At 72.1% G+C, this 23,160-nt stretch carries 17 protein-coding genes and 2 pseudogenes; 12 read left to right on the plus strand and 7 right to left on the minus strand.

What is annotated here, in order from left to right:
• From AB0P17_RS20030 to AB0P17_RS20045, 4 genes are all read left to right on the plus strand, one after another.
• Positions 1-1,851 (plus strand): S8 family serine peptidase (locus AB0P17_RS20030; RefSeq protein WP_365812720.1); only part of this gene is annotated, 1,851 nt, incomplete at its 5' end.
• A gap of 54 nt (positions 1,852-1,905) precedes the next feature.
• Complete coding sequence (locus AB0P17_RS20035) at positions 1,906-2,592, plus strand: hypothetical protein (protein WP_365812722.1); 687 nt, start codon at positions 1,906-1,908, stop codon at positions 2,590-2,592.
• A 147-nt stretch (positions 2,593-2,739) separates the two neighbouring features.
• Positions 2,740-4,608: a right-handed parallel beta-helix repeat-containing protein gene (locus AB0P17_RS20040; RefSeq protein WP_365812724.1), complete on the plus strand. Its 1,869-nt coding sequence runs from the start codon at positions 2,740-2,742 to the stop codon at positions 4,606-4,608.
• Positions 4,609-4,824: 216 nt separating this feature from the next.
• Positions 4,825-5,640 (plus strand): SAM-dependent methyltransferase, encoded by an 816-nt coding sequence (locus tag AB0P17_RS20045; protein ID WP_365812725.1) that lies wholly within the window; start codon positions 4,825-4,827, stop codon positions 5,638-5,640.
• A gap of 106 nt (positions 5,641-5,746) precedes the next feature.
• Here AB0P17_RS20045 and AB0P17_RS20050 read toward each other — a convergent pair whose 3' ends face one another.
• From AB0P17_RS20050 to AB0P17_RS20060, 3 genes are all read right to left on the minus strand, one after another.
• Positions 5,747-7,297 (minus strand): GAF domain-containing protein, encoded by a 1,551-nt coding sequence (locus AB0P17_RS20050; RefSeq protein WP_365812927.1) that lies wholly within the window; start codon positions 7,295-7,297, stop codon positions 5,747-5,749.
• The gene (locus tag AB0P17_RS20055; protein ID WP_365812727.1) at positions 7,294-8,337 is read right to left on the minus strand and encodes a rod shape-determining protein; all 1,044 of its coding nucleotides are present in this window, start codon (positions 8,335-8,337) and stop codon (positions 7,294-7,296) included. The genes AB0P17_RS20050 and AB0P17_RS20055 overlap by 4 nt, the downstream gene beginning before the upstream one ends.
• Before the next feature lie 197 nt (positions 8,338-8,534).
• Positions 8,535-9,095, minus strand: coding sequence for a hypothetical protein (locus tag AB0P17_RS20060; protein ID WP_365812729.1), 561 nt, complete (start codon positions 9,093-9,095; stop codon positions 8,535-8,537).
• 101 nt (positions 9,096-9,196) lie between these two features.
• Between AB0P17_RS20060 and AB0P17_RS20065 the strand changes: the two genes are divergently transcribed.
• Positions 9,197-10,210, plus strand: a complete 1,014-nt coding sequence (locus AB0P17_RS20065) for a hypothetical protein (protein ID WP_365812731.1) — start codon at positions 9,197-9,199, stop codon at positions 10,208-10,210.
• A gap of 53 nt (positions 10,211-10,263) precedes the next feature.
• Here the strand turns inward: AB0P17_RS20065 and AB0P17_RS20070 are convergent, their stop codons facing one another.
• Positions 10,264-10,701: a MarR family transcriptional regulator gene (locus tag AB0P17_RS20070; protein ID WP_365812733.1), complete on the minus strand. Its 438-nt coding sequence runs from the start codon at positions 10,699-10,701 to the stop codon at positions 10,264-10,266.
• A 139-nt stretch (positions 10,702-10,840) separates the two neighbouring features.
• Here AB0P17_RS20070 and AB0P17_RS20075 point away from each other — a divergent pair, with 139 nt between their 5' ends.
• The 6 genes and pseudogenes from AB0P17_RS20075 to AB0P17_RS20100 all read left to right on the plus strand — a co-directional run bounded on the left by AB0P17_RS20075 (position 10,841) and on the right by AB0P17_RS20100 (position 17,228).
• Positions 10,841-11,863 (plus strand): NADP-dependent oxidoreductase, encoded by a 1,023-nt coding sequence (locus AB0P17_RS20075; RefSeq protein WP_365812929.1) that lies wholly within the window; start codon positions 10,841-10,843, stop codon positions 11,861-11,863.
• Positions 11,864-12,101: 238 nt separating this feature from the next.
• Positions 12,102-12,275 (plus strand): annotated as a pseudogene (locus tag AB0P17_RS20080) (ABC transporter substrate-binding protein); the annotation flags it as partial.
• 274 nt (positions 12,276-12,549) lie between these two features.
• Positions 12,550-12,729 (plus strand): annotated as a pseudogene (locus AB0P17_RS20085) (carbohydrate ABC transporter permease); the annotation flags it as partial.
• A 207-nt stretch (positions 12,730-12,936) separates the two neighbouring features.
• A complete protein-coding gene (locus AB0P17_RS20090) occupies positions 12,937-14,442 on the plus strand; it encodes an alpha-N-arabinofuranosidase (protein WP_365812735.1) in 1,506 nt (501 codons plus the stop codon).
• A 309-nt stretch (positions 14,443-14,751) separates the two neighbouring features.
• Positions 14,752-15,726 carry an arabinan endo-1,5-alpha-L-arabinosidase gene (locus tag AB0P17_RS20095; protein WP_365812930.1) on the plus strand — a complete coding sequence of 325 codons (975 nt, stop codon included), beginning with the start codon at positions 14,752-14,754 and terminating at the stop codon, positions 15,724-15,726.
• A 14-nt stretch (positions 15,727-15,740) separates the two neighbouring features.
• Positions 15,741-17,228 (plus strand): family 43 glycosylhydrolase, encoded by a 1,488-nt coding sequence (locus AB0P17_RS20100; RefSeq protein ID WP_365812737.1) that lies wholly within the window; start codon positions 15,741-15,743, stop codon positions 17,226-17,228.
• Between the two features lie 151 nt (positions 17,229-17,379).
• On the opposite strand, the gene AB0P17_RS20105 is transcribed toward AB0P17_RS20100, so the two are convergent.
• The gene (locus AB0P17_RS20105; protein ID WP_365812740.1) at positions 17,380-19,986 is read right to left on the minus strand and encodes a M14 family zinc carboxypeptidase; all 2,607 of its coding nucleotides are present in this window, start codon (positions 19,984-19,986) and stop codon (positions 17,380-17,382) included.
• A gap of 120 nt (positions 19,987-20,106) precedes the next feature.
• Here AB0P17_RS20105 and AB0P17_RS20110 point away from each other — a divergent pair, with 120 nt between their 5' ends.
• Positions 20,107-20,943: an EI24 domain-containing protein gene (locus AB0P17_RS20110; protein ID WP_365812742.1), complete on the plus strand. Its 837-nt coding sequence runs from the start codon at positions 20,107-20,109 to the stop codon at positions 20,941-20,943.
• A 37-nt stretch (positions 20,944-20,980) separates the two neighbouring features.
• Here the strand turns inward: AB0P17_RS20110 and AB0P17_RS20115 are convergent, their stop codons facing one another.
• Positions 20,981-22,351: a pyroglutamyl peptidase gene (locus AB0P17_RS20115; RefSeq protein ID WP_365812744.1), complete on the minus strand. Its 1,371-nt coding sequence runs from the start codon at positions 22,349-22,351 to the stop codon at positions 20,981-20,983.
• 134 nt (positions 22,352-22,485) lie between these two features.
• On the minus strand, positions 22,486-23,055 hold the full coding sequence (locus tag AB0P17_RS20120; protein ID WP_365812746.1) for a TetR/AcrR family transcriptional regulator: 570 nt from the start codon (positions 23,053-23,055) through the stop codon (positions 22,486-22,488).
• Positions 23,056-23,160 lie beyond the last annotated feature (105 nt).

Below are 23,160 nucleotides of genomic sequence, written 5' to 3' on the forward strand. Positions count from 1 at the left end.
GGTGTCGAGGTCGCGCAGAAGGACTTCTCCGGGTCGGGCAACACCGTCGACCACGTCGGGCACGGCACGCACGTGGCGTCGACCGCCGCGGGCTCGGGAGCCAAGTCCGGCGGGAAGTACAAGGGCGTGGCGCCCGGCGCGAAGATCCTCGATGCCAAGGTGCTCGACGACGAGGGGTCCGGCGAGGACTCCGGCATCATCGCGGGCATGGAGTGGGCCGCCGACCAGGGTGCGAGGATCGCCAACCTCAGCCTCGGCGGCCCGGACACGGTGGAGCACGATCCGCTGGAGGCGGCGGTCGACCGGCTCTCCGCCGAGAAGAACATCCTCTTCGTCGTCGCCGCGGGCAACGAGGGCCCGCTGGACGAGACCATCGGCTCGCCGGGCAGCGCGGCCTCCGCGCTCACGGTCGGGGCGGTCGACCGCACGGACGCGATCGCCGACTTCTCCAGTGTGGGGCCGACGGCCGACGGGTCGCTCAAGCCCGACATCACGGCCCCCGGTGTGGACATCGTGGCGGCAAAGGCGGCGCAGGGCCAGTTCGGTGATCCGGCCGCCGACGGATACGTGTCGATGTCGGGTACGTCGATGGCGACCCCGCATGTGGCGGGGGCCGCCGCGATCCTCGCGCAGCAGCACCCCGACTGGAGCGGGCAGCGGATCAAGCAGGCGCTGACCGCCTCCGCGAAGCCGGGCACCGGCCTGACGCCGTTCCAGCAGGGCACCGGCCGCGCGGATGTCGCCAAGGCGATCACGCAGAGTGTGGTGAGCGAGCAGACGTCGGTGAACTTCGGTCTCCAGCAGTGGCCGCATGCCGACGACAAGCCGGTGACCAGGCAGGTCACCTACCGCAACACCGGTACCAAGGCGGTCACCCTCGACCTGTCGCTGGAGACCACCGGCCCCCGGGGCAAGCCCGCCCCCGCCGGCTTCTTCACCACGGGCACCGGCCGGGTCACCGTCCCCGCGGGCGGCACCGCGCGCGTCGGCCTCACCGCGGACACCCGGATCGGCGGGAGCCTGAACGGCACGTACACGGGCGTCCTGGTCGCCAAGGCCACCTCGGGCGGACAGCGCGTCCGTACCACCTTCGCCGTCCTGCGCGAGGCGGAGGCGTACGACCTGACCCTGAGGTTCCTCGACACCAAGGGCAGGCCCTCGCAGTCGGGTGCCACGGTCTTCGGCCACGACCTCGACTTCTGGGAGGACGGGTACGACACCGACGGCGACGGCGTCATCAGGAAGCGGGTGCCGAAGGGCACGTATCTGATCGAGGCTCCGGTCGAGACCCCCAAGGGGACGAAGGCCGATCCCGACGTCGCGCTGATGGTGCGGCCGAAGATCTCGGTGACCAAGAACTCCACGGTGACTTTCGACGCCCGTAAGGCGAAGCCGGTGAAGATCACCGTGCCGGAGTCGGCCACGAGCACCGAGGTGTACGCGCGCTACCACCTGAACACGCCGGACCACCTCTACGCCAACGCCCTGACGCTCGGTTCCTTCGAGGGCTTCCGCATCGGCCAGGTCGGCCCCGCGCTGCCGGCGGGGCAGTTCGGCTCACAGGTGGGCGGCACCTGGCAGAAGGGCAGCACCAGCTACAACCTCCTCTACGCGCGCACCGGTTCGCTCCACACCGGCTTCACCCACAAGGTCGTCAAGGGCGAACTGGCCCAGGTGAACCTGAAGATCGGCGCCTCCGCCAAGAACCGCAAGGGCCTGATCAGCCCGACCTGGGAGATGGAGTCGGGAGACGGGTACCAGACGGTCACCAGGCCGTTCGCCCTGCCCGCCACGGCGAAGACATACCTCTCCGCGCCCAAGGGGGTCGCGTGGTGGTTCAACGTCGGGTAGAGCAGCGGCGGCGGACCGGACCTGGATGTCCTCCTTGAGGAGAGCGCTCCCCGCTTGTACCTGCCGAAGAAGTCGTACGAACGGACCTTCAACGTCGGTGTGTTCAGTCCGAAGGTCGACTCCTCCAACGGGGCTTGGCGACAGGGGAACGAACTGAACTTCTGCGTACCGGAGTTCACGGACGGTGCCGGGCACACCGGCAATTCGGTGACGACGAAGCAGCGCATGGTGATCTCCGCCGGCGGCAAGAAGCTCGTCGACGCCAAGGCTCCGCTCTGCGAGGAGATCGACGGGCTGCCCGCGAAGTCCGCCGTCTACCGGATCAGCACCGAGGCCACCCGTTCCACCAAGGTCGCGGGCGTCACCACCCGCCTCGCCGCCGCCTGGAGCGTCACCTCCAAGAAGCCCTCCGGTGACGACGTCTCGACGCTTCCGCTCTCCACAGTCCGCTTCGCGCCGAAGCTCAGCCCGGCGAGCACCGCCCCGGCGGGCAGGAAGTCCACGGTGCCGCTGACCGTCCAGGGCCCGGCGGCGAAGGGCTTCAAGTCCCTCTCCGTGCAGGTGTCCTACGACGGCGGCAAGAAGTGGTCCAAGGCGCCGGTCACCACCAAGAAGGGGGAGCGGACACTCTCCCTGAGCCACCCGAAGAACGCCACCTCCGTCTCGTTCAAGGCGAAGCTCACGGACAAGAACGGCAACACGTTCGACGTCACCATCGTGAAGGCGTATCTGCTCGGCTAGTCGCTGCCGAGCACGGGGCCGACTGTTCGACTGACTGTTCGTCATATCATCACGACAACAAGGGAATCGGAACCGTAGAGCCGCCGGCCGTATCTGGGTAAACAGCAGAAGGAGTTACTGGATCCGCGGCGAAGAAGGGCCGATCCGATGGCGCTCTACACCTACGGCGGGACGTCTTCCGACATCCTCACCACAGCGGGCGGCGAGGCTCTGCCCGACTGCCCGGTCACCCTCCGTGTCGCCGGCGGGGGCGGTGAGGTGACCGGCGGCGTCTTCGAGGCCGACGGCACGACACCGATCGACGTGCTGCTCAGCAACGGCGCGGGCACCGCGGCCCCCGGGGCCCTGCGCACGTTCCTGGTGGCGGACGTCCCGGCCATCGAGTACGAGTACCCCGACGCCGCCGGCCGTCTCGTACGGCGGTACCGCACCGCGAGGGAGGCCGCGGTCGAGCGGGCCGTCCCGTCGCTGAGCACACCGGTCGACCTGTCCGGGCAGCGGGTCTTCAACCCGATGCAGTTCGGCGCCCTCGGGGACGGCGTCGCCGATGACACCGCGGCCGTCCAGGCGGCCCTGGACGCCGCCTACGAGGCCGGCGGCGGAATCGTCCTCTTCCCGCCCGGCGGCACGTACAACGTGTTCACGTTCGTCGTCTGCCGGGCGAACACCACGGTCGTCGCCCACGGCGCGACCATCCGCTCCATCCACGCCACGACCGGCTGCTTCCGCAACTTCTACGGGGACGACTCCTTCCCCGCGTACGGCGGGCACTCGCACATCCGTGTGTACGGCGGCACCTGGGACGGCAACGCCTACCGGGCCGCCGACGGCAGTGGCATCGTCACCGGCACCACCAACATCATGACGTTCATCCACTGCTCGGACATCCTCGTCAAGGACGCCGTCTTCCGCGACTGTTCGGGCGCGCACGGCATCGAGGTCAACGCCGTTAGCGGGTGCCGGATCGTGGACTGCCGCTTCGAGGGGTTCGTCGACAACACCCCGGACGGGAGCAGACGGACCTCGGAGGCCGTCCAGCTCGACATCGCCAAGAGCGGGTCCAGCGCCATCGGCGAGTTCGACGGCACGGCCTGCCGGGACATCCAGATCACCGGCTGCTGGTTCGGCCCGTCCGCCCGGCTCGGCGACTGGGGGCGCGCCGTCGGTACGCACGCCGCCGTGGCCGGCTCGTACTTCGACCGGATCACCGTCCGGGACTGCGAGATCACCGGCGCCTACGACACGGGGATCCTCGCCCTGTACTGGCGGGACTCCGTCATCTCCGGCAACCGGGTCTCCGGCACCGGCGGGGCGGGCATCCGCGCGGCCACCGCCGCCGCCCCGCCGCAGCGCTGCGGCGCCCTCACCATCAGCGACAACATCGTCGACGGGCCCGGCAGCGACGCCGGGATCCGGGTCGCGGGCCTGGCCAACGCCCTCTGGAGCGATGTGATCGTCCGGGGCAACACGGTCCGCGGGGGCGGCGGTTACGGCGTACGGACCGACTACGCCACCGGCACCGTCATCGAGGGCAACCGCACCACCGGCACCGGCGGGGGCGGCATCCTCGCGCAGCGCGGCGACCGTGTCACCGTCACCGGCAACTCGGTCACGGCGGCCGGTTCGAACGGGATCAACATCGCGGGGTGCGCGGGCGCCGTCGTGGCGAACAACCTGGTCGACGGCACCGCCGCCAACCACGGGATCATGGTCGGCGCCGCCACCGCGCCCGGCGGGAACGCCACCGTGTCCGGCAACACGATCCGCGCCGCCTCGTCGGCCGGCATCCGGCTGACCTCCCCGGGCTGCCTCGTCACCGCCAACCAGGTCAGGAGGGACGGCGGCACCACCGTCAACGGGGTCTCGGCCGCCGCGACCGCCACCGGCTGCGTCATCGCGGGCAACGACCTGACGGGCAACGGGTGGACGGCCGCCGCCGCCCTCGCCGTGACCGACGGCGCCCCGGTGCTCGACTGGAGCGGCTCCACGGTCAGCCCCGGACACAACCTCGTCTGACGCGTCCGAGCGGGCGGCACGGCGGGCGGCGGTCGGCAGGCGGCGGTCGGCAGGCGGCGGGTGGCCCGCCGTCCGGGGATGCCGCGGCCCCGCAGGTGCCAAACAGGCGGCGGTCATGTGGAGTTGGGGTGATCGAAAGGTGCCGCTCGGGTGCGCGTTCGTCTAGGTTGGTGCTCCCTGACCCGCTGCAGTGCCCGCCGAGGAGGCGCTTCTCCCGTGTCCGACCGTGATCCCCGCTTCGAGTCCACCGCCGCCGTCCGGGCGCGGATCGACACCGGCACGCCGCACTCCGCGCGCTTCTGGAACTACTTCGTGGGCGGTAAGGACAACTACGAGGTCGACCGCGCGGTGGGCGATCACATCAAGGAGATCTTCCCCGGCCTGGTCGACGTGGCCCGGACGAGCCGTCACTTCCTCGGCCGTGCCGTCCGGCACCTCGCGGTGGAGCAGGGCGTACGCCAGTTCCTCGACATCGGGACCGGCCTGCCGACCGCCGACAACACCCACCAGGTCGCCCAGCGCGTCGCCCCGGACGCCCGGATCGTCTACGTCGACAACGACCCGCTGGTGCTGGCCCACGCGCGCGCCCTGCTGACCAGCACGCCCGAGGGGAGGACCGACTACCTCGACGCCAATCTCCACGAGCCTGCGGAGATCCTCAAGGCGGCCGGGGGCACGCTGGACCTCTCGCAGCCGGTCGCGCTGATGATCCTCAACACGCTCGGGCATGTCGCCGAGTACGAGGAGGCCCGTTCGCTCGTCGCGCGGCTGATGGCGGGCCTGCCCTCGGGCAGCTACCTGGTCATCAGCGACTCCACCGCCACCAGCGCGGGCATGATCGCCGCGTCGGACGCGTACAACAAGAGCGGGGCCGTCCCCTACTACGTGCGCAGTGTCGAGGAGATCGGCGGCTTCTTCGACGGCCTCGACCTGGTGGAGCCCGGCGTCGAGCAGGTCACGCGGTGGCGCCCGGAGGCGGACACCACGCCGCTGGAGGTCGACGCGTACGGCGCCGTGGGCCGCAAGCCGTAGCGCCGCGGAACGGAGCGCTTCGGTACAGGGCGCCTCGGTACGGGACGCCGTGGCACGGGGCGCTTCGGTACGGGACGTTCCGGTACGGGGACGACGGGTGCGGCGGTCACCGGGGGGCCTCCCAGGTCACTGTCGTGCCCCCGGTACCGCCGTCCTCGCGCCGCCCGTTGTCCGTCACCGTCAGCCGGACCACGCCCGTGCCGTCCGCCGAGCTGGCCGTGGCGTCGACCTCCACCTCGACCGCCGTCGCCCCGCCGCGCCGGTGCGCGGCGGCCAGCGCGTCGCGCAGCGCGGCCAGCAGCTCCCGGGCGACCCGCGGGCTCACCAGCGTGTCCACGGCGCCACTGAACCGTACGGACGGCCGGAAGCCCAGCAGGACCGCCGCGCCGCCCGTCTCGCGCAGAACCGTGCCCCGGACGCCCGTCGGCCCGTCGGCGGGCGGCTGCTGGAGCGCGAAGATCGTGGTCCGCACCTCCTGGATGGTCGAGTCCAGCTCGTCCACCGCGCGTCCCAGCAGCCCGTCCAGGGACGGTTCGGCCACCCGCCGCCGGGTCGACTCCAGCATCATCTCCGTGGCGAACAGCCGCTGCACGACCAGATCGTGCAGATCGCGGGCGATCCGGTCGCGGTCCTCGTACACCGCCAGCCGCTCCCGGTCGTGCTGGGAGTCCGCCAGTACCAGCGCCAGCGCCGCCTGCGAGGCGAACTGCGTGGCCAGCAGCCGGTCGACCGCGCGGTACGGCCTGCCACCGCGCCGGCGCGGCAGGGCCAGCGTCCCGATCAGCTTGCCGCCGCTCTGCAGCGGCAGCATCATGCTCGGCCCGAAGCGCGCCCGTACATGCGTGGTCATCCGGGGATCGGTCGACGAGTCCTCGATGAACACCGGCTCCCCGCCCAGCAGTTGGACCAGCACCGGGGAGCCGGGGGCGATGGTGGTGCCGACGATGTCCCCCGGGTCCTCGGACGTGGACGCGGCGACGATCTCCATCCCGCCCTCCTCGGTCGGCTGGAGCACCACCCCCGCGAAGGCGTCGGCGAGGGCGCGGGCCGACTCGGCCACCGTCATCAGCGCGTCCGTCGCGTTCACGCCGGTCAGCAGCGCGTTGGTCACGGCGGCGGCCCCGGTGATCCACCGCTCGCGCTGCCGTGCCGTGCCGTACAGCCGGGCGTTGCCGATCGCGATGGCCGCCTGCGAGGCCAGCACCCGCAGCAGGTTCTGGTCCTGCTCGGTGAAGGAGCCCGCCCGCTTCTCCGTCAGATAGAGGTTGCCGAGGATCTCCCGGTCGAGCTGGAGCGGCACCCCGACGAAGGAGCGCATCGGGGGATGGCCCGGCGGCACCCCCACCGACCGGGGGTCGGCCGTCAGATCGTCCAGCCGCACCGGCCGGGGGTCCCTCAGGAGCAGCCCGAGCACTCCGCCGCGGCCGTCGGGAAGCCGGCCGACGCGCTGCCGGTCCGCGTCGCTCATCCCGGCGGTGAACAGCTCGGTCAGCCCGCCCCGTTCGGGATCGACCACCCCGAGGGCGCCGTACCGCGCGCCCGCGAGTTCGGTGGCGCTGTCCACGATGTGCTGGAGCGTGGCGCGCAGTTCGAGGTCGTCGCCGATGCCGAGGACGTCCTCCAGCGGCGTGGGCGGCCCGGACCGCGGGGCACTCAGCGGGCGCCGGCCAGCGGGTTCAGGACCATCGGCTGGATCTTGCCCTCCAGCATCGCCCCGAGGCCGAGCACGGCGCAGACGTCCGGGCGCTCCGCGATGGCCACCGGCATCCCCGTCGCCTTGCGCAGCATCTCGTCGAGCCCCGGCAGCAGCGCGCTTCCGCCGACCATCATGATCCCGCGGTCCGCGAGATCGGCCACCAGGTCCGGCGGGCAGTCGCGCAGCACCTTGCCGATGCCGTCGAGGACCCCGGTCAGCGGTGTGTAGATCGCCTCGCGTACGGCGGCGGTGTCGACCAGCACGGAACGGGCGACGCCGGTGGCCACGTCCCGGCCGTGGATCTCGGTCTTCGTCGGCCCGTCCGGGGTCAGGCCGTTGCCGCTGAGCGCCAGTTGCAGCGGGCGTACGGACTGGCTCGGCAGCATCAGCGCGTGCTGGTGGCGCAGGTGCTGGATCACCGCGTGGTCGATCGCGTTGCCGCCGACCGGGATCCGCTGCGCGGTCACGATCGAGCCGAGCGAGAGCACCGCGACCTGGGTGGTCGCCGCCCCGCACACCATGATCATGGTCGCGGTCGGCTGCTCCACGGGAAGCCCGCAGCCCACGGCCGCCGCGATCAGCGTGTCGACCAGCTCGACGCGGCGGGCGCCGAGGCCGACCAGGGTCTCCACGGCGGCGCGCTGGGCCAGCGGGTCGGCGTCGTGCGGGGTGGACGCGGCGGCGCGCAGCCGGGGCTTGCGCCGCAACTGCCTGCGGAGCTTGTCGCCGATGAGGTGGCGCAGCATCCGCTGGGCCATCTCGATGTCGACGACCGTGCCGCCGGTGACGGGCCGGGCGACCCGGATGTAGTCGGGGGTGCGGCCCGTCATCCGCTCGGCGAGCGTGCCGACGGCGATGAGCGCGCCCGTACGGGTGTTCACGGCGGCGACGCTCGGCTCGTCGACGACGAGCCCGGCCCCCTTCACGAACACCCTCGTTCTCGCGGCCCCCAGGTCGACGGCGATGTGGCAACGGCGCAACTGCTCAAGGCTGACGGTCACGGCAGGTTCTCCCGGGAGCGCGGGGGTGGAGCACCGGCGGCGCCGGCCCTTGTTGGCATCGTGCTGCCCCGGGGCGCGCCGCGCCCGCCGGGCTGCTCCGGTCGGGCGTCACCCGGGCGGCGTACGACATCGGCGGGTCGCCGGCCGGGCGGCGACCCGGGCGCCGGCGGGGCGCCGGTGACGTGCCTGTCGGTGCGTCAGTCCGTCATGCGCTGCAACAGGCCCCAGGTGAACTCCGCGACCCGGACGCCGCCGTCGGGGAGCGTGAAACGCAGTCCCGTCCTGGTCGGCGCCGTCCCCGGCAGTGGCCGGGCCGGCGGGAACGCCCGCGCCACCTCGTCCACCGTGCACGACCAGGGCCGCAGGTCCGCCGCCGTACGCAGCTCAGGTCCGGCCTCGCCCGGCGCGCGAACCAGCCACTCGTTCCACACCGCGCCGCCCGGCGCGGTCATCACCTCGAAGCGCAGACCGGGCCAGAGCGGCACCGGCCAGAGCAGCGCGTCGCACTCCAGATCGCCGACCCGGCGCCGGATGACGCTCTCCGGCTCGCCGAGCACGGAGCGGTAGCGGGCCACCGCCGAGCGGGAGCGCGGCGAGCGCACCATGGCCTGCCAGCGGCGGTTGGCCTCGCGCATCCCGGCCAGGGAGACGCCCAGCTCGCGGCGGGCGTCGTCGACCAGTTCGGGCTGGTGGTCGGCCATCCTGCGCAGCAGTACGAGCTGGAAGTCGAGCGGCCCGAACGGCCCGTTGGACGTCATGGAGCCCGATCCTGGCACACCAGCGGAACCGCCGTTCCACACAGGACCCTCACAGACCCGACATCAGCGCTGCCCTGGCGCCGCATAATCTTCGGGTCGCCATGGACTACTGCCATCAGTGCCGACGGCACCTCAACGGCGCACTGACCTGCGCCGGATGCGGCACCCCCGCCGAGGAGCTGCGGTACGGACACCCGGAGCGGGACGGCTCAGGCGGCCAGGGCGCGGACGGTCACGGAGAGTTCGAACCCGTGATCGACGGTGATATAGGTCTGATCGGCCATGATCCCCGTCCTGCTCCGCGTTCCGCCTCCCGCGCGGCTTCCCGCCGTAAAGCGCCGAGCCGTAAGACATCGAGCCGTAAGACATCGAGCGGTGAGACATCGAGCGCTGAGACGCCGAGTCGCGCGACGCCGAGCCGTGAGGCCGCGAACCGTGCCGCGCCGGAGCGCGACGCCGGCCCCTCCGGCCGGGACCCCGCCGCCAGGACGTCCCGCCGGGGCCCGCGCAAGGCGCCTTCACAGGGCCGGCGCGGCCGTGACCGGCGCGGGCGCCGGGTGCTGATCGGCGTGGTCGGCGTGGTGCTCGCGGCCGGCATCCTCAGCCTGGCGCAGCTCGCGTTCGAGACGCCCGGCCGGGACCACGCGTCCTCGGTCAGGGAGGACACGTCCGTCGTCCCGGACGGCGGCTCCCTCGACACCGACCGTCCGGCCGCGCCCGACGACCCGGGGCCGCCCGCGTCCCCGGGCGCCGCGTCCGCCACCGGCCCGGGTACGGGGAAGACCGTCGACGGATCGGCCGCCCCGCGCGGCAGCGGCGAACCGGGTACGGACCGGTCCCCGGGCGAGGCGTCCGGCGCGTCGTCCGACGCGTCCGGCCCCGCCTCCGGCGCGCCGGGCGACGACGGTACGGACCCGGAGGCGCCGGGCTCCGGCGCCCCCGAGCCGGGCCCGTCCGGCGCGACGGGCACGACGGGTCCCGGTGACCCGGCGGGTGACCCCACGGGCAGGCCCACCGGGGGCGCGTCGACCTCGGCGGCCCCGCCGCCGCCCGCGCCCGAACCGGAGCCCGAGCCGTCCGAGACCTGTACGTGGTTCCTGTGGTGGTGCTCCTGAGCGCGTGGGCCGGGAAAGGTCGGCGCTTCCGGGGCCTTCCGGGGCGGGCGGTGTCAGACCGCGCCCTGGCCCAGCATCCGCTTCAGCAGGTCGCGCAGCGTCGTCCGCTCCTCCTCGGAGAGCCCGGCGAGCGGCTCGCGGGCGAAGTCCAGTGAGTCCCGCAGCCGCGCGGCCGTCGCCCTTCCCTTCTCCGTCGGCGCGGCGAGCTTCACCCGCCGGTCGTCCGGGTCCGGGCGGCGCTCCACCAGGCCCCGGGCTTCCAGCCGGTCCACGATGCCGGTGACGTTGGACGGCTCGCACTTCAACTTCTGCGCGATCCGGCGCATGGGCATAGGTTCCGAGGAGAGGAGTCCCAGGACGCGTGCCTGCGCCCCCGTGAGGGAGTGCTCGGCGGCGGCCTGGTCGTACTCCTCGTAGTAGCGCGCGACGACGCTGCCGATGAGTTCGACGACTTCGACGGTCAGCGGGTCTCTGCGCGCGGTGGTGGCCATGCGCACCAGGGTACCCATTTGTTTGACAACATGAAATATTAAGGAGCATGGTTGTTTCAGGTGGTGAATCTTTTCCGTGGCGTCCGGCTCATCCGGACCGCCCGGCTCACCACCGCAGAATTCCCCGAGGAGGACCCGCATCATGACCGCACTTCCCGCGTCCGGCCGCGCCTGGCATCTCGTCGCCCGCCCCCACGGCTGGCCCGAGCCCGGCGACGTCGCCCTGCGCGATGTCCCGGTGACCGAGCCGGGCGAGGGCCGGATCCTCGTCCGTAACCGGTACTTCTCGGTCGACCCCTACATGCGGGGCCGGATGAACGACGTGAAGTCGTACGTGGCCCCGTTCGAGCTCGACCGTCCGATGGACGGCGGCGCGATCGGCGAGGTCATCGCCTCGCGCGCCGAAGGGTTCGCGGTCGGCGACCACGTGCTGCACGGTCTGGGCTGGCGGGAGTACGCCGAGTTCCCGGCGGACAAGGCCGTCAAGGTCGACCCGTCGGTCGCCCCGCTCTCCGCCTACCTGGGCGTGCTCGGGACGACGGGTCTGACCGCGTACGCGGGCCTGTTCGAGAGCGCCTCCTTCAAGGAGGGCGACACCGTCTTCGTCTCCGGCGCGGCCGGCGCCGTCGGCAGCCAGGTCGGCCAGTTCGCCCGGCTCAAGGGCGCCTCGCGGGTCATCGGTTCCGCCGGCTCCGACGAGAAGGTCAAGCTCCTCCTGGAGGAGTACGGCTTCGACGCGGCCTTCAACTACAAGAGCGGGCCGGTCAGGGACCTGCTCAAGGAGGCGGCGCCCGACGGGATCGACGTCTACTTCGACAACGTCGGCGGCGAGCACCTCGAAGCCGCCATCAGCTCGCTCAACCTGCACGGCCGCATCACCGTCTGCGGCATGATCGCGCAGTACAACAGCACCGAGCCGACGCCCGCGCCGCGCAACCTCGCCCTCGTGATCGGCAAGCGGCTGCGGATCCAGGGCATGCTCGTCTCCGACCACCTCGGGCTCCAGCCGCGGTTCGTGAAGGATGTCGCGGGCTGGCTCGCCTCCGGCGAGCTGAAGTACAACGAGACCGTCGTGGAAGGCATCGAGAACGGTTTCGACGCCTTCCTCGGCGTGCTGCGCGGCGACAACACCGGCAAGATGATCGTCTCGCTCGGCGACTGACCGGCCGGGCTCCCGCGCCCCGTGCCACCGAGGGCCGCATCCCCGCCAGGGTGCGGTCCTCGGTCTTTTCCGGCGCGGAGGTTTCCAGTGCGGAGGGTTTCCCGCGCGGGGGCTTTTCCTGCGCGAGGGATTGACTCGTTCGCTCTTCGACCATAGTTTCCGGTTCGAAGTTACGGCTGCTGTTCGGTATTTCGGACGATACGGGGCGGGGCCGTGGGGACGACAGAATCGAGCCGTCATGCCTCCCTCGCTACCGAGCCGCCGCGGCGTGCTCGGCGGACTGGGCGCACTCGCCGTCGCCGGCAGCTTCGGTCCGGCCGCCGGCGGGACGGGCGCCTCCGCGCTCACCTCGACCACGGACGCCCGCGTCCGCTACTGGAATCTCTTCAGCGGCGGCGACGGCGCCAACATACCCCGGGGCGGTGACACGCATCCTGCACGTGGTCCGGTCCCGGGAGGCCAGTTCCCTGTACGACCTGGTCATGTGGGTGTGGCCAGAGGCGACGGGGAGGCCCCGAACCATCTCGCTGGTGGAGCGGGGGCCCCGCGCGCTGACACCACATCCGGCATCCCAGATCGCACGGCTCACACTACGCACCCTCGACTCGACCACTACGCCCACTGCCGGATCATTCACCCTATCGTGCCAACCGGGGCTAAATCGTCCTACACGTTCCGCAGTAGCGAACCCCGATCTGATGACCATGCCGAACGGCATCGCCACCGTCATGAACTCCTGCGGCATCCAGTGGGCGCAGCTGATGGCCGGCGGGCTGATGGCGGGCCTGCCCCTCGTGATCGTCTTCGTCTTCTTCCAGCGGCGGATCGTCAGCGGCGTGGCGCACACCGGACTGGCGGGCCAGTGAGGCCACGTACCGGCCGAAGCGCCGGTCGGAGCATGAGTCGAACCGCCGGTCGAAGCACCTGTCGAAGCGCTTCCGTGCCGCCCCGCGTCCCGCTGTTACGTGCGTTACCCCCTGTTGCCCCGAGGCCCCGTTCTCTCGTACGTGTACTCACGTAGTGACACAGCCACCTCCACAGATCCCGCCGTTCCATCGTCAGTTGAGGAAGTCATGACCCGTTCCGCACGCTTCACCCTGCACCCCGACTTCACCGTCGGTGAGGTGAACCCCCGTCTCTTCGGCTCCTTCGTCGAGCACCTGGGCCGCTGCGTCTACACCGGTCTCCACGAGCCGGGCCACCCGACCGCCGACGAGGCGGGGCTCCGCGGGGACGTCCTCGACCTGGTCAGGGAGCTGGGCCCGACGGCGATCCGCTACCCCGGCGGCAACTTCGTCTCCGGCTTCCGCTGGGAGGACAGCGTCGGCCCGGTGGACGAGCGGCCCCGCCGGCTCGACCTGGCCTGGAAGAGCACCGAGTCCAACCGCTTCGGGCTCTCCGAGTTCATCGACTTCGTCCGCAAGGCGGGCCCCGAGGCCGAGCCGATGATGGCCGTCAACCTCGGTACGCGCGGCGTCGCCGAGGCCATCGAGCTCCAGGAGTACGCCAACCACCCGGCCGGCACGGAGCTCGCCGAGCGGCGCCGGGCGCACGGCGACAAGGACCCGTACGGCATCAAGCTCTGGTGCCTCGGCAACGAGATGGACGGGCCCTGGCAGACCGGCCACAAGACCGCGGAGGAGTACGGGCGGCTCGCCGCCGAGACCGCGCGGGCGATGCGCCAGATCGACCCGGACATCGAGCTGGTCGCCTGCGGCTCCTCCGGTTCCGGCATGGACACCTTCGCGGAGTGGGAGGCGACCGTACTCGCCGAGACGTACGACCTCGTCGACTACGTCTCCGTGCACGCCTACTACTGGGAGAAGGAGGGCGACCGCGACTCCTTCCTGGCCTCCGCGGTCGACATGGAGACCTTCATCGAGAAGGTCGTCGCGACCTGCGACCACGTCGGGGCCAAGCTCAAGTCGGAGAAGAAGATCAACCTCTCCTTCGACGAGTGGAACGTCTGGTACATGGACACCCCCAACCCGCACGAGGTCGCGGAGTGGGAGGAGGCCCCCCGCCTCCTGGAGGACGTCTACTCGGTGACGGACGCCGTCGTCTTCGGCTCCCTGCTCATCGCCCTGCTCCGCCACGCGGACCGGGTCACCGTGGCCTGCCTCGCCCAGCTGGTCAACGTGATCGCGCCGATCATGACCGAGCCGGGCGGGCCCGCCTGGCGGCAGACCACCTTCTTCCCGTTCGCGCAGGCGGCGAAGTACGGCCGGGGCACGGTCCTCGACGTACGGGTCGACTCGCCCTCGCACAAGACGAAGAAGTACGGCGAGACGGATCTGCTCCACGCCACCGCCGTACGGGCCGACGACGGCTCCGTCACCGTCTTCGCGGTCAACCGCGGCCAGACGGAGCCGCTGCCGCTGGAGGTCGCGCTGGCCGGCCTCGGCCTCACCGAGGTGGTGGAGCACTCCGTGCTCGCCGACGCCGACCCCGAGGCCAGGAACACACTGGCGGACCAGGAGCGGGTCACCCCGCACGCCGGGGAGGGCACCGCGCTCGCCGACGGCGCGCTGACCGCGACGCTGGAGCCGCTGTCCTGGAACGTGATCCGGCTGCGCTGACCGCCGGCGCCCGACCCCGGCCCCCGGTGGAGCGTCGACCCCTGGCGCTCCACCGGGGGCCGCGTGCTGTGCGGGTGGCGGCCGCGCACCGTGGGGCGCGTGACGAAGTCTGCGCGAACCGTTGACGCGGAAGCGCTTCGACTCTAGCTTCCCGTCCGAAGTTCCGAGCGAAGTTCGAGATGCCGAACGGTCCGAACGGTTTCCCCGCACGCCGTAAGGAGAATTCGCGTGAGCCGCACCTTCCGTATCCCCGGTACCCCCAGGGACCCCCGCACCCCCCACACCCCACGCAGGTCCCGTACATCCCGTATATCCCGTACGTCGCGCAGGGCCACGCTCCTCGCGCTGCCCGCCGCCGTCCTTCTCGCCCTCGTCCCGGGCAGCGCCGCCGCCTACCCCAACCCCGGCCGGGTCACCGGCGACATCGTCGTCCACGACCCGACCATGCTGCGCACCTCGTCGGGCCAGTACCTGCTCTACTCCACCGGCGACGGCCTCCAGGCCCGTACCTCCACCGACCGGATCGCCTTCAGCCGCAACCGCTCCGCCTTCACCACCCCGCCGAGCTGGTGGTCCACGTACTCCCCGGCCAAGGACCCCTGGGCACCCGACATCTCGTACCACGGCGGGAAGTACCTGATGTACTACGCCGTCTCGTCCTTCGGCTCCAGCACCTCCGCCATCGGGCTGGCCGGTTCCACCACCGGGCAGCCCGGGAGCTGGAGCGACTACGGCATCGTCTACACCTCCAACGCCAACAGCGACTACAACGCCATCGACCCCAACCTCTTCGTCGACGACGACGGCACGTGGTGGCTCTCCTTCGGCTCCTGGTGGACCGGCATCAAGATGATCAGGATCGACCCCGCCACCGGCAAGCAGTACGCGGGCGACACCGCGCGCCGCTCGCTGGCCTCGCGGCCGACCGGCACCAAGGCGGTCGAGGCGCCCGTCGTGGTCAAGCGGAACGGCTACTACTACCTGTTCGCCTCGTACGACACGTGCTGCGCCGGGACCGGCTCCACGTACAGGATCAAGGTCGGCCGGGCCACCAGCGTCACCGGGCCCTACGTCGACAAGAACGGCGTGAACATGATGAACAACGGCGGCTCGCTCGTGCTGGAGAGCCACGGCCGCCACATCGGCCCCGGCGGCCAGTCGATCATGCCGGACAGCGACGGCGACCTGCTCGTCTACCACTACTACGACGGCCAGGACAACGGCACACCCAAGCTCGGCGTCAACCTGCTGAGCTGGTCCGGCGGCTGGCCGACGGCGTACTGACGGGGGCCGGTCACATGACACACGCCGCCCGCGCCACGGGCACCAGAGGAGCCCACCGCGCCCTGGTCCTCCTCCTGGCCCTGCTCCTCGCCGCGCTCGCCGCCCAGCTCTCCGGGGCCGCCGGCGCCGCCGAGGGCCGCCCGTACACCAACCCGGTCAAGTCGCAGAAGGGCGCCGACCCCTGGATCCAGTACCACGACGGCAACTACTACCTCGTCACGACGTCCTGGACGTCCGAACTGACCATGCGCAGGTCGCCCACCCTGGCGGGGCTCTCCACCGCGCCCAGCGTCCAGGTGTGGTCGGACTCCACCGCCTCGCGCTGCTGCAACATGTGGGCGCCCGAGATGCACTTCCGGAACGGCCGCTGGTACCTGTACTACGTGGCCGGCCAGGGCATCGCCGACTACAACCCCACCCAGCGCGTCCACGTCCTGGAGAGCGCGGGCGCCGACCCCATGGGCCCGTACACCTACCGCAACCAGCTCGGCTCCGGCTGGATGCTCGACGCCAGCCTGCTCACCCTGGGCGGCTCGCTGTACCTGCTGGGCAGTGCGCAGGGCGGCGGCACGCAGAACCTCGTCATCGCCCCGATGAGCAACCCGTACACGCTGAGCGGCCCCTTCTCGACCATCTCCACGCCGACCCTCGCCTGGGAGCGGTCCGGCGGTACGGTCAACGAGGGGCCCGAGGTGCTCCAGCGCGGCGGGAAGACCTTCATCGTCTACTCGGCGAGCGGCTGCTGGACGGCCGACTACAAGCTCGGCCAGCTCACCTACACCGGGACCGATCCGCTCAGCGCCTCGTCCTGGACGAAGAAGCCGACACCCGTCTTCAGCCGCAACGACCAGGCTGGGGTGTACGGCCCCGGCCACAACGGGTTCTTCAACTCACCCGACGGCACCGAGAGCTGGATCGTCTACCACGCCAACGACGCGGCGGGCGACGGCTGCGACAACGGCCGCACCACCCGCGCCCAGAAGTTCACCTGGAACGCCGACGGCACCCCGAACCTCGGCACCCCCGTCGCGCTCGGTACCACCCTCGCCGGACCCTCAGGGGAGAGCGCGGCCACCCCCGGGGCGTACACCGTCGTCAACCGCAACAGCGGCAAGTGCCTTGAGGTGGAAGGCGGTTCGACGGCGGACGGCGCCAATGTACGGCAGTGGACCTGCAACGGCGGCGCCCAGCAGCGCTGGCGGTTCGAGGACCTCGGCAACGACACCAGCAGACTCGTCAACGCCGCCACCGGCAAGGTCCTGGACACGGCGGACTGCTCCGTCGCCGACGGCGCCGATCTGCGCCAGTGGTCCTGGCTGAACAACCTGTGCCAGGCGTTCCGGCTCGTCGTCACCGAACAGGGCGGCTGGGTACGGATCGTGAACGCGCGCAGCGGCAAGGTCGCGGACGTCGCCAACTGCTCCACGGCCGACGGGGCGGACGTACGCCAGTGGTCCTGGCTGAGCAACACCTGCCAGCAGTGGCAGATCGGACCCGCCTGACGGGCGACATCGGATACGCGTACGGCAGGGGGCTGTTCCTCCGCGCGAGCCGGGGAGGAACAGCCCCTGGTCCATCGGTCCGTCGGGTCCATCGGTCCGTCGGGTCCATCGGTCCGTCGGGTCCGTCGGGTCCCTCAGGATCCCGGCCCTGTCACCCCGCCGCCGCCAGCAGCGCGCGGCCCACCTGGGAGAACAGGCCCTTCGGGTGGTCGCGGAAGAGCGGCTCCGTACCGAACAGCGTCACCCGCGCGCCCGCCGCCGATGTCCCGCTGACCACCGACGCCCGGCCCGCCGCGTCGCGCGGGGCCCCCGTGCCGTCCTCCTTCGCGCGCCAGTGGCCCGACACCAGCGGGTTGCCGGTCCCGTACGACTGGTCGACGCGCACCCCGGCGCCGAGGCCCGTGAACCACAGCGGCGAGTAGACGAACGAGTGCGCCGGGGCGCCGCCCGTGACCGTACCGCCCGCGTTCACCACCCGGACCACCCCGTTGGCGTCGCCGTTGCCCGCGACCGCGGTGGCGGGCAGCAGCCCGGCGGCGGCGTTGAAGGCGGCGCCGCCCGCGCCGAGAGCGACCAGACCGCCGCGCGCCCCCGAGCCGCCGCGCGCCTCCGCACCGAGGAACGCGTCCAGGGCGGTACGGGCCGCCGCGTCCAGCGCCTCGTACCGCAGGCCGGTCGAGACGTACAGCACGTCCACCGCCGACCAGTCGAAGCCCGCGTTCAGCGTCGCCGTCGACACCGGCACCACGTCGAAGCCCATCTCCCGCAGCGCGAACAGCTCACCCGGCGTCACCGCCGCGGCCACCCGCGCCCGGTGCAGCGCCCCCGTGCCCTTCTCCTTCGTCGCCGTGAAGGCCACCCCGTGACGGTCCGCGAGAACGGCCGCCCGCTGCCGGGCCGACGACGGCACGATCGCCGCGCCGTCCGCCGCCCGCTGGACCCGTACGCCCTGCGCGAGCAGGGAGTTGACCGCCGCCAGCTCCCGCGGGTCGTCCAGCGCCAGCCGCAGATCACCCCGCGGGCTCACCGACCCGGCGGGCGGGGCGGCCTCGACCGTACGCCCCCGTACCTGGGCCAGGGCGGCCGAACCGCCCCCGAGCCGCTGCACCTTGTCGACGCTCGCGCCCCACAGCAGCCCGAGGCTCCACCCCGATATGTCGTACATCGTGGAGACGTCCGCGCTGATGTCCCGGCCCGCGTCCAGGATCACATTGGCGAGACCGCGCTTGGCCTGGTGCATGTCGACCACGTACGAACCCGCCGGATACCACGTCCCCGCCAGCCGGAAGCCGGTGCTCGCGCGCCGCACCCGTACGTCGTTCGCCACGAGATGGTCGACCAGCCGGGCCGCCGCCGTCGCCGAGCGCTGCCCGGCGCCCGCCGGGATCACATACGCGCGGGGGAAGTCGGTGGTGTAGACGTCCTCGGGACCGATGCCCGGCACCCCCGGCACGGTCTCCTCGGACACCGGGCGCTGCGCCTCACCGGCGGCGCCCCGCCGAAACGTTTCTATCTGGTCCGCGACGATCGACGTCCGGTTCCGGACGGTCCATTCGAGCGTGGCGCGCATCACCGCCCCGGCGATGTCCGTGTTGATCGCGGAGCGCCGGCGCAGCTCGGCGACCGGGAGGGAGTCGTACGAGCTGTTGTTGACCCGCATCGGGAACTCGACGGTGTGCGAGGCCACCGCGCCCTGGAACGCCATGTACTGCGGGGTGAAGATCGGCGGCCAGTCGTCCCAGCCCTCCTGCTGGTCGCGGAAGGGGATGACGGCCGGCTCCACGCCGTCCTTCTCCGGCGTGTAACCGAGCCCGTTCACCGCCTTCTCCATGCCGAGGGCGTTGGCGTAGGCGTTCTTCAGGAAGAGGTCGTACTCGTAGTTCTCGCCGTGCGGCGGCGTCGTCGGCTCGATCAGTGTGCCGTTGACGTAGCCGTGCAGATCGAGCATGACGGCGGGCTGCTTGGCGACGGCGATCCGCCGCACCGCGCGGGACTCCGGCTGCGAGCCGGTGATGAAGTCCCGGTTCAGGTCGAAGCCGTTGGAGTTGGCGCGGGTCCCGGCGATCCGGCCGTCCGGGTTGGCGGTGACGTTGAGATAGATACGGTTCGAGGAGAGCAGCCCGGCCGTCGCGCCGTCCTTGGCCTTCGCCAGCTCCTCGATGAGATCGAGGGCGGCGTCCGTGCCCTCCCACTCGTTGCCATGGATGTTGTTGTTGATGAACACCGGCGTCTTGTAGGAGGACTTGATACGGCGGTCCTTGGCGGCGACCGCCGGGGCGCTCTCGATCAGTTCACGCATCTGTCGCTGCTCACGCGCCTGCCGGGCGCTCTCGGGCGCGGTGACGGTGACGAGATACAGCTCGTGCCCGCCGGCCGAGCGCCCCGCCACCTCCACGCTCACCCGGTCGCCCAGCTTCTGGAGGGCGTTGAGCCGGGGCGCGAGCGAGTGGTACGGGGCGAGGCCCAGCTTGACCGACTTGTCGGCCGGGTTCTCGGGCGGGGTGTCCAGGACGGTACGGCGCGGATAGCCCCGGCCGTCCGGGAGCGCGGCGGTGTCCCTGCCGGTGGCCGCCGGGTCCGTACGGGCGCCGGAGGCGGCGCTCACCCGCGGGCCGCTCTCGCGCGGCCCGCTCTCCCGTACGGGATGGGGCCGCGGCGCGTCCTCCCGTACGGGGGCGGCGGAGGCGGGCAGCGGCGCGAGCAGCAGGGCACCGGCCGTGACGGCGGTGGTCAGCAGGAGCGGTCGGGGTATCCCCATGCGGTGGGTTCCTCCAGTGAGGTGGACGGGGGAGGTGATCGACGCTGATCGGTACGCAGCGGTCTACAGGCTGTGTCCCCGTCACGGCAAGGGCCCCCGCCCCGCCGGTAGGCTGGCCCCATGCGTGATCTGGGGTCGGGTTTCGGCTATGTGATGAAGGGCCAGCGCTGGGTCGCCGGTCATGGCCGGTGGCTGGGGTTCGGGCTGCTGCCCGGTCTGGTCACCCTGGTGCTGTACGCGGGCGCGCTCGTCGGACTCGCCTACGGGGCCGATGACGTGATCGCCTGGGCGACGCCGTTCGCCGACGACTGGTCCGCGACCTGGGCCGGGCTCTTCCGCGGTTTCCTGACCGTGCTCCTCTTCGTTTTCGGGCTCTTTCTCGCGGTGATCACCTTCACCGCGGTGACGCTCCTGGTCGGACAGCCCTTCTACGAGTCGCTGTCCGAGGAGGTCGACCGCGCGGAGGGCGGCGAGGTCCCGCAGTCGGGGCTGCCGTTCTGGCGCGACCTGTGGGTCTCCGCCCGGGACAGCGCCCGCATCCTGGTCCGGGTGACGCTCTACGGGATCCTGCTCTTCGCGCTCGGCTTCGTCCCGGTCGTCGGGCAGACCGTCGTGCCGGTGCTCGGCTTCTGCGTCACCGGCTATTTCCTGGCGGAGGAGCTGACGGCGGTGGCGCTCCAGCGCCGGGGCGTCGAGCTGAAGGAGCGCCTCGCGCTGCTGCGCGGCCGGCGGATGCTCACGCTCGGCTTCGGCGTCCCGATCGGGCTCGCCTTCCTCGTCCCGGTGGTGGCGGTCTTCCTGATGCCGGGGGCGGTGGCCGGGGCGACGCTGCTGGTCCGCGATCTGACGGCCGAGCGCGAGCCGGAGACGGACGACACGGCGGCCGGCCCGGCGACCGCCCCCGGGGACGGCGCGGGGGCCGGGCGGCCCGGCGTACCGCTCACCCTGGAGAAGTAGCCGGGCGCGCCGCGGCGTCCGCGCGGGCGGCGGTGGCTCAGAGCCGGTCGGGAGAGGCGTCGGCGGCCACGGTGATGATCGACCGGAGCTGCGCGATGATGTCCAGCCGGTTCCGCACGAACTCCGGGTCGGTCACGGTCCCCGTCGCCGGGTTCGTGTTGCCCGCCCCGAACTGGAGCACCGGCGTGTGCACATGGCCGCCGGGGACGTCCAGGCCGAGCCGGTCGCGCAGCAGGGTCGCCCGGTAGGCGATCTCGTTGGAGAGATAGTCCCCGCCGCCCCCGGCGCGGGCCGCCGAGCCGGGGGTCGGTCCGTCGGGGCGCACCACCGCGGCGGTGGAGCCCGCCGGTATCTCGGTCACGGACGTGTTGTCGTACACCGGGAAGCGGCCGGTGTCCGCCGCGACGATCGCGGGGTACGGCAGGCTGGTCGCCGTCCACTGCGGCTGCGAGGCCGGGTCGCGGACCGGGACGAGGCCGGTCTCGGAGACGTTCTGGTTGTCCCCGAACCCGCCCCGCCAGGCGCCGTTGAAGCGCTCGACGTCGATCCGGCCGACCCGGCCCTGGCTGACCGTGGTGAAGAGGTCGGCCCGCGCCAGCGGCTTGCGCAGCGCCCGCTCCACCGTGCCGTCGGCGAAGTCCTGCCAGCGGACGGGGAAGACGGCGGCCTCGATCCTGGCCGGTCCCCGGGCGGTCTCGACGACCGTGCCGTCAAGGGCGAGCGCGGTCGCCCCCGAGGGGTTGCTGATCCGGATGTCACGGTCGAGGGTGAACGGGTCGAACCCGGTCACGACGATCCGCTTGACGCCCTTGCCCGCCGCGGTGCTCGTGCCCGCCTTGGTGCCCGCGCCGTCCTTGCGGTCCTTGTCGTCCTTGCCGTTCTTGCCGGGGAACGTCATGGAGTCCTGCCCCCGCGAGGTGCGTTCCAGCGCCCCGAGCAGCCGGGCACGCGCTGCCTCCGAGAGTCCGAACTCCGGCTGCCACTGCCGCAGTTCCCGGCTCATCGCCAGCCGCGCCCAGTACAGCGGCCGGTCGTCGTCCCGGCTCAGATCGCCGCGCGCCGGGCCCCGGCCCTGCGCCCGGTCCACGGCCCGCTGCCACAGCCGCGCGCCCTGCCGCTCGACGGTCCGCTCGGCCGCCCGGTAGGACCCCGCGCCGTTCAGCGCCCGTACGAACCCGGGCGCCACCTGGTCGAACCCGCTGAGCCGCAGGATCTCCTGCGGCACGGCCCGGTCGAGCCGCTGCTCCTCGACGGTGGGCGCGGAGGTCGTCGGAACGGGGGCCGCCGCGCCGGCGGCCGGCGGCGGTACGGCGAGGGCGAGCGCGGCGGTGGTGAGCAGTACGAGCCCGAGCCGATCGGGCCGTACGCGCGGGCGAACGCGTGGCGGACGTACAGGCGTGAGTCTCACGGGAGTCCTTCCGTCGGGTGGCGGAAGTATCGCCTCCGGACCGCCCTGTTGACCATGGGCACCCGGGGGCAGGCCCGGTCCGAACAGCGGCGGACGAAGGCGGACGGACGCGGACGGACGCGGACGCACAGACCCTAGGCCCCCGCCCGCAGCAGCGTCAGGAAGTCGCGGAACGCCGCCGTCATGTCCACCGCCTCCGGGTCCAGCAGCCACTGGTACTGGAGCCCGTCCAGCACCGCCGTCAGCAGCGGCGCCGCCTGTTCCGGTGTCAGCCCGCCCGGGAGGCGGTCGCCGAACTCGGCGCGCAGGACCTCCGCCATCTCGCCCCGCACCTGCGTGTAGCGGCGGGTGAAGAACTCCCTGGCCGGATGGGCCTCCGTGACGCTCTCGCCGAGCAGCGCCGAGAAGGTCTGGACGATCCCGGGGCGCATCGCGTTGTACTCCACCAGGGAGTCCAGCAGATCGAGCCGCCAGCCGCGGCGGCCGTCGCGGCGCCCGCCGGTGTCCCACTGGTCCCGCTCCTCCAGGACGGCGACGAGCAGCGCCTCCTTGGAGGGGAAGTAGTGCAGCAGCCCCTGCTGGGTCAGACCGGCGCGCTCGGCGACCGCGCCCAGGGTCGCGCCCCGGTAGCCGCGCTCCGCGATCACTTCGAGGGCGGCGCGGAGGATGTCCGCGCGCCGCTCCTCGGTCCTGGCCCTCGTCATCGGCCGTCCCCTCCCTCGGAGATAACGAAAGAATAACCAAACTTACCGCTCTACAGATTTGGCCTTCACCATGTAACCATTCGACCGTCAGTACGTCGACGAGGA

This window comes from Streptomyces sp. NPDC088124 (assembly GCF_040685895.1).
Classification (GTDB): Bacteria; Actinomycetota; Actinomycetes; order Streptomycetales; family Streptomycetaceae; genus Streptomyces.

Bases quoted from the DNA above. Each gene is read 5' to 3' on its own strand.
- AB0P17_RS20060 (WP_365812729.1), bottom strand. From the start codon at position 9,095: ATGACGTCCAACGGGCCGTTCGGGCCGCTCGACTTCCAGCTCGTACTG.
- AB0P17_RS20040 (WP_365812724.1), top strand. From the start codon at position 2,740: ATGGCGCTCTACACCTACGGCGGGACGTCTTCCGACATCCTCACCACA.
- AB0P17_RS20100 (WP_365812737.1), top strand. From the start codon at position 15,741: ATGACACACGCCGCCCGCGCCACGGGCACCAGAGGAGCCCACCGCGCC.
- AB0P17_RS20110 (WP_365812742.1), top strand. From the start codon at position 20,107: ATGCGTGATCTGGGGTCGGGTTTCGGCTATGTGATGAAGGGCCAGCGC.
- AB0P17_RS20070 (WP_365812733.1), bottom strand. From the start codon at position 10,701: ATGGCCACCACCGCGCGCAGAGACCCGCTGACCGTCGAAGTCGTCGAA.
- AB0P17_RS20065 (WP_365812731.1), top strand. From the start codon at position 9,197: ATGGACTACTGCCATCAGTGCCGACGGCACCTCAACGGCGCACTGACC.
- AB0P17_RS20120 (WP_365812746.1), bottom strand. From the start codon at position 23,055: ATGACGAGGGCCAGGACCGAGGAGCGGCGCGCGGACATCCTCCGCGCC.
- AB0P17_RS20105 (WP_365812740.1), bottom strand. From the start codon at position 19,986: ATGGGGATACCCCGACCGCTCCTGCTGACCACCGCCGTCACGGCCGGT.
- AB0P17_RS20090 (WP_365812735.1), top strand. From the start codon at position 12,937: ATGACCCGTTCCGCACGCTTCACCCTGCACCCCGACTTCACCGTCGGT.